Annotated in this window: 15 protein-coding genes and 1 pseudogene; 12 read left to right on the forward strand and 4 right to left on the reverse strand. The window is 65.6% G+C overall.

Annotated features, from left to right (window positions below; translation table 11 throughout):
• Positions 1 to 46 precede the first annotated feature (46 nt).
• Positions 47 to 2947 (forward strand): MMPL/RND family transporter, encoded by a 2901-nt coding sequence (locus EB75_RS26430; protein WP_073698201.1) that lies wholly within the window; start codon positions 47 to 49, stop codon positions 2945 to 2947.
• Between the two features lie 336 nt (positions 2948 to 3283).
• Here EB75_RS26430 and EB75_RS26435 read toward each other — a convergent pair whose 3' ends face one another.
• Together EB75_RS26435 and EB75_RS26440 are read right to left on the reverse strand one after the other, a co-directional pair.
• Entirely contained in the window at positions 3284 to 3511 is a 228-nt protein-coding gene (locus EB75_RS26435) for a hypothetical protein (RefSeq protein WP_142239835.1), read from the reverse strand.
• Between the two features lie 162 nt (positions 3512 to 3673).
• A pseudogene (locus EB75_RS26440) lies at positions 3674 to 4429 on the reverse strand (L,D-transpeptidase); the annotation flags it as partial.
• Between the two features lie 316 nt (positions 4430 to 4745).
• Between EB75_RS26440 and EB75_RS26445 the strand changes: the two are divergent.
• Positions 4746 to 5813, forward strand: coding sequence for a patatin-like phospholipase family protein (locus EB75_RS26445; protein WP_073698204.1), 1068 nt, complete (start codon positions 4746 to 4748; stop codon positions 5811 to 5813).
• A 13-nt stretch (positions 5814 to 5826) separates the two neighbouring features.
• Here EB75_RS26445 and EB75_RS26450 read toward each other — a convergent pair whose 3' ends face one another.
• Both EB75_RS26450 and EB75_RS26455 read right to left on the reverse strand, forming a co-directional pair.
• Complete coding sequence (locus EB75_RS26450; RefSeq protein WP_073698205.1) at positions 5827 to 6234, reverse strand: DUF732 domain-containing protein; 408 nt, start codon at positions 6232 to 6234, stop codon at positions 5827 to 5829.
• Between the two features lie 174 nt (positions 6235 to 6408).
• A complete protein-coding gene (locus tag EB75_RS26455) occupies positions 6409 to 7089 on the reverse strand; it encodes a hypothetical protein (RefSeq protein WP_073698206.1) in 681 nt (226 codons plus the stop codon).
• Positions 7090 to 7567: 478 nt separating this feature from the next.
• Between EB75_RS26455 and EB75_RS26460 the strand changes: the two genes are divergently transcribed.
• The 10 genes from EB75_RS26460 to EB75_RS26505 all read left to right on the forward strand — a co-directional run bounded on the left by EB75_RS26460 (position 7568) and on the right by EB75_RS26505 (position 15578).
• Entirely contained in the window at positions 7568 to 8557 is a 990-nt protein-coding gene (locus EB75_RS26460) for an ABC transporter substrate-binding protein (protein WP_073698207.1), read from the forward strand.
• 28 nt (positions 8558 to 8585) lie between these two features.
• Positions 8586 to 9281: a queuosine precursor transporter gene (locus tag EB75_RS26465; RefSeq protein WP_073698208.1), complete on the forward strand. Its 696-nt coding sequence runs from the start codon at positions 8586 to 8588 to the stop codon at positions 9279 to 9281.
• Positions 9282 to 9355: 74 nt separating this feature from the next.
• Positions 9356 to 10018, forward strand: a complete 663-nt coding sequence (locus EB75_RS26470; protein WP_073698209.1) for a 5-oxoprolinase subunit B family protein — start codon at positions 9356 to 9358, stop codon at positions 10016 to 10018.
• 10 nt (positions 10019 to 10028) lie between these two features.
• Positions 10029 to 10922, forward strand: a complete 894-nt coding sequence (locus EB75_RS26475) for a 5-oxoprolinase/urea amidolyase family protein (protein WP_061001467.1) — start codon at positions 10029 to 10031, stop codon at positions 10920 to 10922.
• Between the two features lie 49 nt (positions 10923 to 10971).
• Positions 10972 to 11538, forward strand: a complete 567-nt coding sequence (locus EB75_RS26480) for a GNAT family N-acetyltransferase (RefSeq protein WP_061001466.1) — start codon at positions 10972 to 10974, stop codon at positions 11536 to 11538.
• A 137-nt stretch (positions 11539 to 11675) separates the two neighbouring features.
• Entirely contained in the window at positions 11676 to 12824 is a 1149-nt protein-coding gene (locus EB75_RS26485) for a uroporphyrinogen-III synthase (protein WP_073698210.1), read from the forward strand.
• Complete coding sequence (locus EB75_RS26490; protein WP_061001464.1) at positions 12821 to 13504, forward strand: sirohydrochlorin chelatase; 684 nt, start codon at positions 12821 to 12823, stop codon at positions 13502 to 13504. The genes EB75_RS26485 and EB75_RS26490 overlap by 4 nt, the downstream gene beginning before the upstream one ends.
• Positions 13505 to 13569: 65 nt before the next feature.
• On the forward strand, positions 13570 to 14382 hold the full coding sequence (locus tag EB75_RS26495) for a hypothetical protein (protein WP_073698211.1): 813 nt from the start codon (positions 13570 to 13572) through the stop codon (positions 14380 to 14382).
• Positions 14383 to 14472: 90 nt separating this feature from the next.
• Complete coding sequence (locus EB75_RS26500) at positions 14473 to 15066, forward strand: Panacea domain-containing protein (protein ID WP_061001462.1); 594 nt, start codon at positions 14473 to 14475, stop codon at positions 15064 to 15066.
• A gap of 47 nt (positions 15067 to 15113) precedes the next feature.
• Entirely contained in the window at positions 15114 to 15578 is a 465-nt protein-coding gene (locus tag EB75_RS26505; RefSeq protein WP_162563372.1) for a GNAT family N-acetyltransferase, read from the forward strand.
• The last annotated feature ends 47 nt before the right edge of the window (positions 15579 to 15625 follow it).

Genomic DNA, 15625 nt, shown 5'->3' on the forward strand with positions numbered 1-15625 from the left:
CCTCCACGGGCGTGCACGCCCAGACCTTCTGCCTGGTGAAATCTGCATGAGCCACCCCGTGAACAACACCGCCGACGAACCGACGGCCGTCATCCCGAAGGCCGAAAAGCCTCATCGGCCCCTGATTCCCCGCCTGATCCGCACCCTCGCGATCCCGGTCATCGTCGTCTGGATCGGCATCGTCGTGGTGCTGAGCACGATCGTCCCGCCGCTCGACGAGGTCGGCAAGATGCGCTCGGTCTCGATGTCGCCGCACGACGCGCCGTCGATGATCGCGATGAAGCAGGTCGGTTCCGACTTCAAGGAGTTCGACTCCGACAGCTCGGCCATGGTGGTGCTCGAAGGCGAGCAGCCCCTGGACGCCGCCGCGCACGCGTACTACGACCAGATCGTCGCCAAGCTCCAGGCCGACACCGCGCACGTCGAGCACGTCCAGGACTTCTGGAGCGACCCGCTCACCGCGTCGGGCTCCCAGAGCGCGGACGGCAAGTCCGCCTACGTGCAGGTCTACCTGCGCGGCAACCAGGGCGAGTCACTGGCCAACGAATCCGTCGAGACCGTCGACAAGATCCTCGAGAGCGTCCCGGCCCCGCCGGGTGTGAAGAGTTACGTCACCGGCGCGGCGGCACAGGCCTCCGACATGAACGTCGCCGGCGACCGCAGCCTCAAGATCATGGAGGCGGTGTCCTTCGCGGTCATCATCATCATGCTGCTGCTGGTCTACCGGTCGATCATCACGGTGCTGATCGAGCTGTTCATCGTCATGGTGCTGGTCGGTGCGGCCCGCGGCCTGGTGGCCGTGCTCGGGTTCTACAACGTCATCGGCCTGTCGACCTTCGCCACGAACCTCCTGCCCATGCTGGCCATCGCGGCGGCCACCGACTACGCGATCTTCCTGATCGGCCGGTACCAGGAAGCGCGTACCGCGGGGATGTCCAAAGACGACGCCTACTACGACATGTATCACGGCACCGCGCACGTCATTCTCGGTTCGGGTCTGACCATCGCCGGTGCGACGTACTGCCTGCACTTCACCCGGCTGCCGTACTTCCAGACGCTGGGCATCCCGCTGGCCATCGGCATGGTCACCGTCGTGATCGCCGCGCTGAGCCTCGGCCCGGCCCTCATCACCGTGGTCACCAAGTTCGGCAAGACGCTGGAGCCGAAGCGCGAGATGCGGGTGCGCGGCTGGCGCAAGATCGGCGCCGCGATCACCCGCTGGCCGGGTCCGATCCTGGTCGCCACCATCGCGGTGGCGCTGGTCGGCCTGATCGCCATCCCCGGCTACAAGACGAGTTACGACGACCGGCAGTACATGCCCGCGGACCTGACCTCCAACGAGGGCTACGCGGCCGCCAACCGGCACTTCTCCCCGGCCCGCATGAATCCGGACCTGCTACTGGTGCAGACCGACCACGACCTGCGGAACCCGTCGGACTTCCTCGTGATCAACAAGATCGCGAAAGCCGTTGTGGCCGTTCCCGGTATCGCTCAGGTCCAGGCCATCACCCGCCCCGAGGGCACGCCCATCGAGCACTCGACCATTCCGTTCCAGCTGGGTATGCAGAGCACCACACAGGTGATGAACCAGAAGTACCAGCAGGACATGATGGCCAACATGCTCAAGCAGGTGAACGACATCCAGGTGAGCATCGACACCATGACCAAGATGCAGGCCATCACGGTTCAGATGTCGACCGTCATGGACAGCATGGTCACCAAGATGCACGGCATGTTGTACGACATCGAAGATCTGCGCAATCACATCTCCGATTTCGACGACTTCTTCCGGCCGATCCGCAACTACCTCTACTGGGAACCGCACTGCTACGACATCCCGGTGTGCTGGTCCATGCGCTCGGTGTTCGACACGCTCGACGGCATCGACACCATGACCGACGACTTCCAGAACATCGTCCCGGACATGGACAAGATGTCCGCGCTGACGAAGCAGATGGTCACGGTCATGCCGCCGCAGATCGAGACCATGAAGAACATGAAGAAGTACATGCAGATGATGTACGCCACCCAGAAGGGGCAGCTGGATCAGCAGGCCGAGGGCCAGAAGAACTCCAGTGCCATGGGTGAGGCCTTCGACAAGTCCAAGAATGACGACTCGTTCTACCTGCCGCCGGAGGCCTTCGACAGCGCCGATTTCAAGCGCGGCATGAAGAACTTCATCTCGCCGGACGGCAAGTCGGTGCGGTTCATCGTGCAGCATGAGGGCAATCCGCTTACGCCCGAAGGCATCTCGCACATCGACTCCATCAAGCTGGCTGCCAAGGAGGCGATCAAGGGCACCCCACTGGAGGGCTCGAAGATCTACCTTGCCGGTAGCGCAGCGACGTTCCGCGATATGGCCGAGGGTTCGGACTACGACCTGATGATCGCCGGAATCTCTGCTCTCGCACTGATTTTCGTCATCATGCTGATCATCACCCGAGCGGTGGTGGCAGCCTCGGTGATCGTAGCGACGGTGGCGATATCCCTGGGCGCGTCGCTGGGTATGTCGATCCTCATCTGGCAGTACCTGATCGGCCTACCGCTGCACTGGATGGTGATACCGATGTCGGTGATCATCCTGTTGGCCGTCGGCGCGGACTACAACCTGCTGCTGGTCGCCCGGTTCAAGGAAGAGATCCATGCCGGCCTCAACACCGGCATCATCCGCGCCATGGGCAGCACCGGCTCGGTGGTCACCAACGCCGGCCTGGTCTTCGCTTTCACCATGTCGTCCATGATCATCAGCGAGCTGCGCATCATCGGCCAGGTGGGCACGACCATCGGTCTGGGCCTGCTGTTCGACACCCTGGTCGTGCGATCGTTCATGATGCCGTCGATCGCCGCCCTCATGGGCAAGTGGTTCTGGTGGCCGCAGATCGTGCGCCAGCGGCCGGCTCCCGTGCCGTGGCCTGCCCCGGCAGGAAAGGTCGACGCGACGGTCTGACCCGTCAGACGAAAACGCCGCGCCGAGACTCCGGTCTCGGTGCGGCGTTTTGGTAGGTGTGCCCGATGCGGCGCCGCGAATGTGCGGAGAGATCAGCGATCTGATGTTCGGGACGCACTGGCCGCACATTCACGAGCGTTTCGAGCCCCGGCGTGGCCCTCTGCCGCCGCCCCTGACCCTTCCCACGCAAAATGCCCGCCTCCATGCGACAGGGTCGTCGCACGAAGACGGGCAAAGCGGGTACTTGCGATGGGAGGAGCAGGACCGGCCAGGTCCGGCCGGTTACCGGCAACCACACGCGCCGCAGCTCGACGCCGGTGGTACCGGCCTACTGGCTCAGACGCCGAAGCCGCGGCCTGCGGACCACGCGAACACCGCGTAGGCCGCTGACGTCGACATCTGCTGAATTTCGGCGTCGGTACCGCCGAGTTCACGGATGCGGTCGGCAAAGGTCGACCCGATGATGTCCGAACACGTCGACAGCAACTCCATCAACGATGCGTCCGCCGCAGCCACCGGCTGCACCGACTCGTACTGGTTCGGCAAATGCGCTACTGCTCCCACGACCACTCCTGACCTCAAACTGATAACTTCAGCTATTTAATTTTATCGGCTAAGTACCGGTCGTGACTAGGACTTTTGCCGTGACTCCCACCATCATACCGAAGGTATTGTGGTGTGCATCACAGCGACTCGCACCGACACTCAACATTGACCGCACCGTTATCACCACTGGTCCCACGGCACACTCCAGTCGCCGTTTTGCCAGAGCTGCAGGGGCTTGCCGCCCGTGTTACGCACCTCGACGACGTCGCCGGGTACCGAGAAGTTGTAGAACCACAGCGCGTTGTCGTGGTTCAAGTTCAGGCAGCCATGGCTGGTGTTGGTGTTGCCCTGGGCCCACACCGTCGCATCGAGCTGATGCAGGTACACGCCGTCGGTACTCACCCGCACGGCATAGGGGATGGTCTCCTTGTACCCGAGGTGATTGTTGATGGGCAGCCCATAGGTCGACGAGTCCATGATCACCGGGTTGCTCTTGTCGAGCACCGTGTAGATCCCTGGCTGGGTCCAGAAACTGAGCGTCTTGCCGTTGACCGTCTCGGTGCCGCCGCGCCCCATCGAGGTCGGCATGGTCCGTACCAGCGCGCCGCCGTCGTACACGCTGACCTTCTTGGTCGCGTCGTCGGCGATCGACACATGGGAGGCACCGATGGTGAACGTCGGGCCCCCGGCCACCGAGACGACGGTGCCGGGCGTCCAGTACTGCGGCGGGCGCCAGTGCGCGGTCGTGTTGTTCACCCAGTGCCAGGACCCGGTGACCGGCGGGTTCGCGGTCACGACCAGATCCCGTGCGGCGGCGGCCTCATCGACCGGACCGGCGAAGTGCGCGACGATCACCGTTCCGACGCCGTAGGTGGCGCCGTCTCGGATCGGGGCACCGGAAGTCATGGTGAACGAAACCGGCGGCGGACCCGCAGGGCCCGGAGCCGGTGCGTCATCGTCTGCCGCTGCCACCGCAGTGGGCACGAGAAGCATTGTGGACATTGCTATTACGAACGCGCGTACCGCCAACATGCGGTCACAGTACCGATGCTCCATTCGACACCCCCTCTCCGGTGAATCCGTCGATGTGACAGCAACATTAGGGACGGGTACTGAGGGCGCCTTAGTCTGCGCCTAAGAATCGGCTGAGTGCCTCGGTAACGCCCGACACACCCCGCCGGGAACCGCCTCGCCCGTCACAATCCGTTGCAGTCCAAGGCAAACCGCGGCCGTTGACCTAGCATCGTGACCAATGGTGCACAGGCCCGAAGGCATACCAGACTCCCCCGCGGTACCGGTCAAGATCGCCGACCTGGTGCTGTCGGGTGGCGGCGTCAAAGCCATCGGCCTTGTCGGCGCCGTCGTCGCACTGGGCGACGCCGGCTACCACGTCGGCCGGGTCTCCGGCACCTCGGCCGGCTCCCTGGTGGGCGCCGTCATCGCCGCCGCGAACCGTCATCAACCGGCCGCCTCTGCCCTCAGCGGTGACCAGCTGCGGGAGCTGGCGATGTCGCTGCCGTACCGCACGTTCCTGGATCCTGTTCGCACCAGCCGCATCCCGGTGCTGGGCAAGTACTGGACGGCCTTCCACGGCCAGGGGATGTACCGCGGCGACGCCATCCACGACTGGGTCGAGGGCGAGCTGCGCAACCTGGGCGTGCGGACGTTCGGCGATCTGGCTCTCGACGACCCCGAACTGCCGCTCGAGCAGCGCTACCGCCTGGTGGTGACGGTCGCCGACATCACCCGCGGCACCCTCGTCCGGCTGCCGTGGGACTACCGCCGGATGTACGGTCTGGACCCCGACGAGCAGTCCGTCGCCGATGCTGTCAGCGCTTCGATGGCCATTCCGTTCTTCTTCCGGCCGGTGACCATCTCGAGCACCTCGGGGCCGGCGTCGACACTCATCGACGGCGGCCTGTTGTCGAACTTCCCGATGTACTCGCTGGATCGCACCGACGGCAAGGTCCCGCGCTGGCCGAGCTTCGGCATCACCGTCACGGCCCAGCGCGCCGCCCAGGGCGACGGCGACCCGAGCCCGGGGCTGACGCCGGTGATCGACCTGCCCGGCACACCGCAGCTGTTGGAGAATCTGATCAACACCGCACTGCTCGGTCATGACCAGACTTATCTGCGCCAGCCATCGGTCGCGGCGCGGACGATCGTGGTCGACGCGTCCGGTATCGGATACCTGAATTTCGACATTTCCCCGGCGGATCGGGAGCGGCTGTATAACAACGGCTACTCAACCGCTACCGAATTCCTGAATACCTGGGACTGGCCGGCTTATCTACATCGATTTCACGCCGGCGCGAAGTAATTGAACTCCCGGGTCAATAACGGGGCCGCGGCACTCCGTCGGGACCGATGGTCAGGCCGGGGCACAGATGCACCATGGCCATGTCCATCACGAACGTCGCCGAGGCCTTGTTCACCTTCAACGAGTTGGAGATGGCATTCACCGCGTCACCTGTCGGTTGCCCGGCGTACACGAACATGTTGCAGGTCAGACGACCCGTCTTCAGCAAATCCGCATCGTTGTTGCCCTTCAACCGGCCGTGCAGCTCGGTGAGGTAGGCGACCTCCGCGGCATTGGCCGCACTGTTTGTCGGCACGCAGTCCAGCGGGTTACCCCGTTCGGCGCACGCCGCCATCTGCCCCGTCCCCACATCTGCCGATGCGGGGACGGAAACGCCGAGACCAGCTACCGCCAGTGCCGCCAGCAGCTGGCCGGTAATCATGCGTGTAACCATCACCACGCCACCTCCCGACCGCTATATAAGACGCTTCCGTTAATTAATTCCGGAACCGCCCCCGCAGTGTCCGTAACGGAATAATAAAGATTATTCGGGCAATGCGATAACCGAACGGGAAATGAAACCTGCACGACTCATCGCCGCGACACGGGGAAGCGTTCAGACTGCGCTTCCGACAACCCTCTGCGCGGGCAGGTTGGGTACGAGGCCGGCTGCGATCAGACCCAATTCACCCGACGGGTCCAGCGCATCGGGCCACGGCCCTGCCAGCGCGTCGAACTCTACTTGATGGCGACCCACCGAACGCTCAACGGCGCGCAGCGACACGCTGCAGTCGCGGGCGCGACGACAGCACCCACAATGCCCGCCGGCGTGCTCCGGACAGCCGGCGACATAGCGGTCGACGGCGGCCTTGAGCGTCGGATGAACCGGCCGGGCCAGCGCAATGCTGCGCACCTGCCCCCTGCGGCCGATCCAGCTGGCGATCACGTCTTCACCCATGTCGTCGAGAGCCTGGGCGTACGCCTCCAATTCGGCCCGGGGTGACGGATCCCCGGCCACAGCGGGACCGACGATTTCGATGACGGCGTGCCCCTGCCAGTCCATGGGACGGAACCGCAGCGTCCGCCGGCCGGACCGGACGGCCTGGCCGCCCGCACTCACCATCGCACTGTCGGGCTGCACGGTGTCGAACAACCACCGCAGCCCGACGAGCAATTCCGGGAGATGCCGGGTGACGACGCGCTCGGTCCGCTTCGCAGCGGACGCCTGGCGCGCAGACGCCGACTCGGCCCGGGTATGTCGGTGCGGTGCGTTCAGTTCGCCGGAATCCATCGCCATTGTTGCCTCCCAGCAAATCCTTCATGGCCACCAACGAAGGGCGTCCGTACTCATTAGAGCACGGCAGAGGGGTCGTTCACGATACGTCAAACGGCTGACATCAAACAATTTCCGCTAACAACATCACGAGACTCACGGGTCACGTACGGACCATGCGACACACTGGACACGCGGCTACCTTAGGCGTCTCTACCTGCGGTTTATCGGCCGCTTTCCAGGGCAAGCGGCTGGCTGGCGGATGGTTGCCGTCAGATGGCCCGTCGGCATACAGCAAATGATGGAGTACTATACGTACCTATCGTATGGTTTGTTGCTACCTGCGCCGTAGCAACGCCATGGAATCAATATTGACGCAACCGGCAAACCAACTCGAAAGGCCCCGCGCGGCGGCCGCCGGGACCCGGCCGCGGCGACCATCACCGACCCCGTTCGCGTGTTCGCAGCGCCATTCCCCGGGGCAGGTGACAGACTCACCGACGTGCACCAAATCCGCTCGCGCCGCAGCTTCCTGGCACTGGCGGCCAGTGCCGCCGGTGCCGCCGTGGTCGCCGCCTGCACCAAGCCCCCGGCCTCGGGCACCGTCGCCGGCGACGGATCGGTCACCATCACCCACGCGTTCGGATCGACGAAGATTCCGGCGCCACCGAAGCGCGTGGTGTCCGCCGGCCTCACCGGGCAGGACGAGTTGCTGGCCGTCGGCGTGGTGCCCGTCGCCGTGACCGAGTGGTTCGGCAATCAGCCCTTAGCGGTGTGGCCGTGGGCCCAGCCCGCGCTCGGCCCGGCCCAGCCGGAGGTCCTGAACCTCACGGACGGCATCCAGGTGGACAAGATCGCAGCCCTGAAGCCCGACCTCATCATCGCCATCAACGCCGGGCTGGATGCCGATACCTACAAGAAATTGTCGGAGATCGCCCCGACGGTCGCCCAGGCAGGCCAGGACGCCTTCTTCGAACCGTGGAAAGAGCAGGCCACCGTCATCGGGCAGGCCGTGTTCAAGGCCGACGACATGAAGAAGCTCATCGACGGCGTCGATGCGAAGTTCGCTGCCGCGGGCAAGGCGAACCCGAGGCTGAGCGGCCGAAAGATGTTGATGGTCAACGGCCTTCCCACCGCGGCCGGCGTCGAGGTCACGCCGGCGGGGTGGCGCACCGACTTCCTCAGCGAGATGGGCATTGCCGTCCCGGACGGGCTGGGCTCGTTCACCAAGGGGCAGCACGCCTTCGTGCCGCGCGATCAGATGGCCACAGCGTTCCGCGGCGTGGACGTGCTGATCTGGACGCTCGACAGTGACGACCAACGACCCGCGGTGTTGGCCGACCCGACGGTCGCGCAACTGAGCCAGGCCAAGGCCAACCGGATCGTCTTCCCCAACAAGGATTTGTCCGCGGCCATCACGTTCGCCTCGGTGCTGTCCTACCCGGCCGTGGCCGATCAGTTGCCGCCACTGCTGACCGCGCCGCCGGCCTGAGGTTGCACTCGCCGCGCTGCCTGCCAAGATGAGCGGCGTGATCGGCACCGAGAGCCCCGAACAGCACGCCCGCTTCGCGCAGGTCGGATCGGCCTACTATCCGATCCTGATCGCGGTTTTCACGGCGCTGGTCATCATCTCCAACGTCACCGCGACCAAGGGCGTGGCCTTCGGCCCGATCATCACCGACGGCGGCTTCATCGTCTTCCCCCTGACCTACATCATCGGCGACGTGCTGTCGGAGGTGTACGGCTTCAAGGCCGCGCGGCGCGCGATCTACCTGGGCTTCGCCATGAACATCCTTGCGGCAGTGACATTCTGGGCGACGATCTATCTGCCGGCCGCCGACTTCTACCCGAACCAGGCGCACTTCGAGAACGTCGTGCACTCCTACACGCAGCTGATCATCGCGGGCCTCGCCGGATTCATCGTCGGGCAGACCATCAACGCGTGGGTCGTGGTGGCCATCAAGGAACGCACCAAGGAGAAGCACCTGTGGGCACGCCTGGTCGGGTCGACGTTCGCCGGACAGCTCGGCGACACCCTGGTGTTCTGCGCCATCGCCGCCAACGCCATCGGCATCAGCACGTTCCACGACTTCGCCGTTTACACCGGCCAGGGCTGGCTGTACAAGACCGCCGTCGAGATCGTCTTCCTGCCGGTCACCTATCGGGTGATCAGCTACATCAAGCGCCACGAACCGACGTACGACGTTGCCGTCTGAGTGATTGCTAAGGCTCCTCTGGCGAGGCGCTAAAGAAAGCGGAAATGACGGCTACCCGCGGGTAGCTTCGAGTGATGACCGTCACAGTAGAGAAAGTGGACGCACGGATGCTCGGCACCGTCCGTAACTACGGCGACCAAGCCCTGCTGCTGGAATTCAACAACACCGCCGAGGTGTTGGCGTGGACCGACACGCTGCGCGCGGCGGGTTTGCCCGGCGTGCTCGACATCGTCCCCGCCTCGCGGACGATTCTGATCAAGCTCGCTGCACCGAGGTATCAGGTCCCCACCGCACAGCGGCTGTCCAAGCTGCACCTCGCGGAGCCCGAAAACGCCGAGACCAGCGCACCAGCGCAGGCCGACGTGGTCATCGACGTCGTGTACGACGGCATGGACCTCGAGGAAGTCGCCAAGCTGACCGGGCTGGCTCCGGACGAGGTGATCGCCGCCCACACCGGATCGCTGTGGCGCGTCGCGTTCGGCGGCTTCACGCCCGGCTTCGCCTATCTGGTCGGTGGCGACGAGCGACTGCAGGTGCCGCGGCGCAGTGAACCGCGCACCCGGGTCCCGGCCGGCTCGGTCGCGCTGGCCGGAGAGTTCGCCGGCGTGTACCCGCGGGAGACCCCGGGCGGCTGGCAGTTGATCGGCCGCACCGACGCCACGCTGTGGGACCTCGAGCGGGAGCAGCCGGCGTTGCTGATTCCGGGTATGCACGTTCAATTCCGGGCGATCGGTTAGGAGCGCGACCATGACCGCAACACTCGAAATCCTGAAGACCGGCCCGCTCGCGCTGGTCGAGGATCTGGGCCGGCCCGGCCTGGCCCACATGGGCGTCAGCCGCTCGGGCGCCGCCGATCGCCGCTCGCACGCGCTGGCCAACCGGCTGGTGGCCAACCCGAACGATCGCGCCACCATCGAGGTGACGTTCGGCGGCTTCTCCGCCCGGGTCCACGGTGGCGGGAAAGAGGGCGTGGCGGTTGCCGTCACGGGCGCCGACGCCGACCCGTCTGCGAACGGAAAGCTCTTCGGCACCAACAGCATCCACTACGCCCATGACGGTGACGTCATCTCGCTGGGTGCACCCCACACCGGCATGCGCAGCTATGTGGCGGTCCGCGGCGGTTTCAAAGTGGACCCCGTGCTCGGATCCTGCAGCTACGACGTGATGTCCGCGATCGGCCCGCGGCCGCTGCAGGTCGGAGACATGCTGACCATCGGTGAGCACACCGCCGAGTTCCCTGAGCTGGATCAGGCGCCCGTGGCGGCCATCGCAGAGGACCTGTTGGAACTGCTGGTGGTCCCCGGTCCGCGTGACGACTGGTTCGTCGACCCCGATGCCCTGGTGCACACGGAGTGGATCGTCACCGATCGCAGCGACCGCGTCGGCATGCGGCTGAACGGCCGGCCACTGCAACACCGCTGGCCCGACCGTCAGCTGCCCAGCGAGGGCGCGACAAGGGGCGCAATTCAGGTGCCGCCCAACGGTTTACCGGTGATCCTCGGACCTGACCATCCGGTCACCGGTGGTTACCCGGTGATCGGCGTCGTCGCCGACCACGACATCGACAAGGTGGGGCAGATCCGGCCCGGACAGCACGTGCGGATGCACTGGTCCAGGCCGCGCCAACCGTTCGGTGCCTGAACCCGTACAGGCACCAGCGCGGGCTGCGCAATCCTGGTAGAACGAGGGGGTGCACCCCACGGATCTCACCCGCGTACACAACGTTCACACGGCGCGACTGGTCCACACCGCTGATCTCGATGCCGAGACCCGCGAAGGCGCGCGGCAGATGGTCATCGATGCGTACGACGGCGATTTCTCGGACGCCGACTGGGAGCACTCACTGGGCGGCATGCACGCGTTGGTCTGCCGTCACGGCGCGATCATCGCGCACGGCGCCGTGGTGCAGCGCCGGCTCATGTACCGCAACACCGCGCTGCGCTGCGGCTACGTCGAAGCTGTCGCGGTCCGCGAGGACTGGCGGGGCCAGGGGCTGGCCACGGCGGTCCTGGATGCCGTCGAGCAGGTGATCCGCGGCGCCTACGAGATCGGCGCGCTCAGCTCGTCGGATGCGGGGCGCCCGATCTACACCGCGCGCGGCTGGCTGCCGTGGCGGGGCACGACGTCCGTGCTGGCGCCGGCCGGTCTCAATCGCACGCCCGAAGACGATCACTCGCTGTTCGTGCTGCCGGTCTCGGTCGAGGTCGATACCACCGCCGACATCACCTGCGACTGGCGTGAGGGCGACGTGTGGTGAGGCCTTGCGAGGGTTTTGCGCGCAAATCCCCAGTTCAGCGCGGCGTGTGACGCAAACGTCACCGTTTCCGGGTTGGCGACACCGCTGAGCAATGGCTGGGTAACCAGCCGGAAACACGTTGTCCCTTCACTTGACGCATGAGTGATCCCGAACGGGCCCCGCTCACCGGATTTCGGGTGGCGGTGACCTCCGCACGACGTGCCGATGAGCTGTGCACCCTGCTGCGCCGCCGCGGCGCGACGGTGATTGCCGCCCCTGCCATCTCGATGGTGCCGCTGCCCGACGACGACGAGCTCCGCACCAATACCCAGGCGCTGCTCGAAGTGCCGCCTGACATTCTGATCGCCACGACCGGCATCGGATTCCGCGGCTGGATGTCCGCCGCCGACGACTGGGGTGTGTCGGGCGAACTGACCGAGGCCCTCAGCCGCGCCCGCATCGTCTCGCGCGGCCCCAAGGCCACCGGCGCGCTGCGGGCAGCGGGCCTGCCCGAGGAGTGGTCACCCGATTCCGAGTCGTCCCGCGAGGTGCTGGGCTATCTGCTCCAGGGTGGCATCTCCGGCATGCGGATCGCCGTTCAGCTGCACGGCGCCACCGATGAGTGGGACCCGTTTCCCGAGTTTCTCGATGAGCTGCGCCGTGCCGGCGCCGACGTCGTCCCGATCAGGGTGTACCGGTGGCAGCCGGTGCCGTCCGGCGGTGCCTTCGACTCGCTGGTCAGCGATATCGCCGAGCGCCGGCTCGACGCCGTCAGCTTCACCTCGGCGCCCGCGGTGGCGGCGACCCTGATGCGCGCCACCGAACTCGGCATCAATGATCAAGTGCTGGAAGCGTTCCGGAGCCAGGTGCACGCCATGTGCGTCGGCCCCGTGACAGCGCGGCCGCTGGCCCGGTTGGGTGTGCCGACCTCCGCCCCCGAGCGCATGCGCCTGGGTGCGCTGGCTCGTCACATCGCCGACGAGCTGCCCGTGCTGCAGACCCGGAAGCTGCGGGCCGCCGGACACGATCTCGAGATCCGGGGCACCTGTGTCGTGGTCGACGGTGTGGTCAAGGATCTTTCGCCGGCCGGGATGTCCATCGTGCGTGCGCTGGCGCTGCGACCCGGCGCGGTGGTGTCACGGCAGGAGCTGCTGGCCGCGCTGCCGGGTAGCGGTTCGGACACCCATGCCGTCGAGACTGCGGTGCTGCGCCTGCGAACCACGTTGGGCGACAAGGAGATTGTCGCGACCGTGGTGAAACGCGGCTACCGGCTGGCGGTCGACGACTACTCGGTGGGTGCACTGTGAACCCCGTCCTGGTCGCGCACGGCACCCGCAAGGGTTCCGGTGTCGCGATGATCGGCGATCTGGCCGAGCGGGTCAGCGGATTGCTGGACCGCCGGGTGCACACCGCGTTCGTGGACGTCCTCGGACCCACGCCGGCCGAGGTGCTGTCGGCGCTGCCGCCCGGCCCGGCCGTCGTCGTTCCGGCATTCTTGTCGTCGGGGTACCACGTCCACCAGGACATCCCAGCCGGCATCGCCGAAAGCGGCCACCGGGATGTCACGGTGACGCCGGCACTCGGACCCTCGACCGCAATGGTCCGGGTCCTGGCCGACCGGCTGATCGAATCGGGCTGGCGCCCATCGGATTCCGTGGTGCTGGCCGCTGCCGGAACCTCGGACCCGCGCGCCGCCGGCGACCTGCGCCGGACGTGCGCCATGCTGTCCGCGACGCTGGGCAGCCGCGTCGAGCTCGCGTTCGCGATCAGTGGCACGTACTGGGTGGGCGATGTCGTGGCCCGGTTGCGTCGGCGCGGCGCCGAGCGGGTGGCCGTGGCGTCATACCTGTTGGCCGACGGACTCTTTCAGGACCGGCTGTACACGTGCGGGGCCGACGTGGTGACCGACCCGCTGGGCCGGCACCCGGGCGTCGCCAAGCTTGTGGCACACCGGTTCCGGACCGCCCGGTTGTCACTGGCCGCGTAGGTTTTCGGCCGAAACTCAAGGGGTACCGCCCATTCGTGGGGGATATCGCGGCCCATACTGGAGACATGGCCAAGCGGACGGGCAACGACGTAGCGCTGGACACCTACCGGTTTCTCCGTGGCGGCATGGTGGTCATGGCCGTCCTGCTGGGCGCGGCGCTGGCCGTCGAGCGCGCACACGCCACGTGCTGGCAGACCTCGATCAGCGCCTACTACTTCACCACCGCGCATGCCGTGTTCATCGGCGCGCTGTTCGCCATCGGCGCCATGCTCATCGTTTACCAGGGTGCCAGCGATACCGAGAACACGCTGCTCAACCTGGCCGGCGTGCTGGCCTTCGTGATCGCCGTCGTCCCCACCACGCGGCCCGTACTGCAGTGCGGCACAGCTGATCCCGTGGCGGTGCAGACGGGATCGGCCGTGCTGTTCAACGTGTGGACGGTCGCGGTGGTGCTCGCCGGTTCGCGCGCCGCGTCGTGGTTGTTGTTCCGGCCCAACCGGGCCGGCACCCTGCTGGGCGCCGCCGCGAGGTGGCTGCAGCGCGCTGTGCTCGGTACCGGCGTGGTGGTGCTGATCGTGGCGCCCGACTGGTTCCGGATCAACGCCCACAGCATCGCCGCGGCCGTCATGTTCGGAGCCATCGTACTGACGGTGTTCAGCTCGGCTTTCGGCACGGCGCCGGCGTGCGGAAGTCGTTACCGTGGCGCGTACCAGACGATCTCACTGCTGATGGCCGGCACCTTGGTGACCGCCGTGGTGCTGCACCTGACCCTCGACGGCTTCAATCATGCGGTGCTGATCGCGGAGATCGCGTTGATCTTCGAGTTCACGGCGTACTGGGTATTGCAGACCATCGAGGACAACGGCTGCTCGCGATGAGCGGCCGGCCGACACACGCATGAATAACCGGGAGCCGCTGTCAGAGCCGCTGAGTACAATCGATACGACGGCCGAGAAGGAGGTGCAGCCGTGGCCGATGCAATAGCGAAGCCAGAATTTTCATATGACCTGGACGCGACGCAAGTCGCGCGCTACATCCTCACGCTCGATGCCGCCCGACCCAAGCCCGACGTGACGCAACTTAAGCTCCAGAAATTGCTGTATCTGGCGCAGGCCAACTATCTGGCTTCAACCGGTCATCGGCTCTTTTCTGCGTCGGTGGAGGCTTTTGATAACGGGCCTGTGGTGTACCGAGTCTTAAAGGCATACTCAGCCTTCGCAGATTCTGTGATTGCTCCGGCCAGTACGGAGTGCAACTTCACCACCGTGCCGCGTGATGCGCGCGCGTTTCTCGACGCCGTGTGGGACCGGTACAAAGACTGGTCAAGCACCGAGCTCTGGAATCTGACACACTCCCAGCGTCCATGGATGGACCACTACGAGCCCGGCGCGTTCCGCAAGGCCATTCCAGACGAAGCGATGGCCGAATATTTCCGAGCCGAAGTTGCTGTCAATGAACGTGTCTTGCACCCCAATGTTGTGGTCATGAACCCAGCGATCCTTGACGAACTCGACAAGGATGAGGACGAGATCGTTGCGCGGGCGGTTGAAGCGCTGCGTTGACGACACCAGCATGGTCGCGCGTAGAGCTTCTAGCCGGACGCCACAACGTGTCGACGTTCACAACCGGTCTGCTTTCAGTTGACAAGTGGTTTGGCGCGAATGCCTTAGACGAGCAAAACGCCGGGCGAGTTCGTACCCACCTATGCGTCTCCGACAACGGGGATATTGTGGCGTTCTTCGCCCTCAAGCACATCATCGTCAGTCTCGAAGGAACTTCGTCGAGACTGCGCCAATCAGGGGATGCCAACGGCCAGGCAACAGGGCTATTGCTCGCCCAAATGGGTGTGCGCTCCAACCTCCAGGGGAATGGAGTCGGAAAGCAGGTAGTACAGCAGGTCTTTGACGTCGCAGCCACTGTTCACGCCCAGGCATCCTTCCAGCTCTTGGTCGTCGACGCGGAGAGCGAACGCCTCGTGCCGTACTACGAGCAATTCGGCTTTCGTCGGCTGCCAAACGATCGTCGCCTGGTGATGAAGATGTCCGCTGTGCACAAGCTCGTATCGACTTGCTGACGAATGTTGGCTTGTGTTCGAGAATCTCGCGAATCCTCGAACACAAG

The organism is Mycobacterium sp. ST-F2 (genome assembly GCF_001905655.1).
GTDB lineage: Bacteria > Actinomycetota > Actinomycetes > Mycobacteriales > Mycobacteriaceae > Mycobacterium.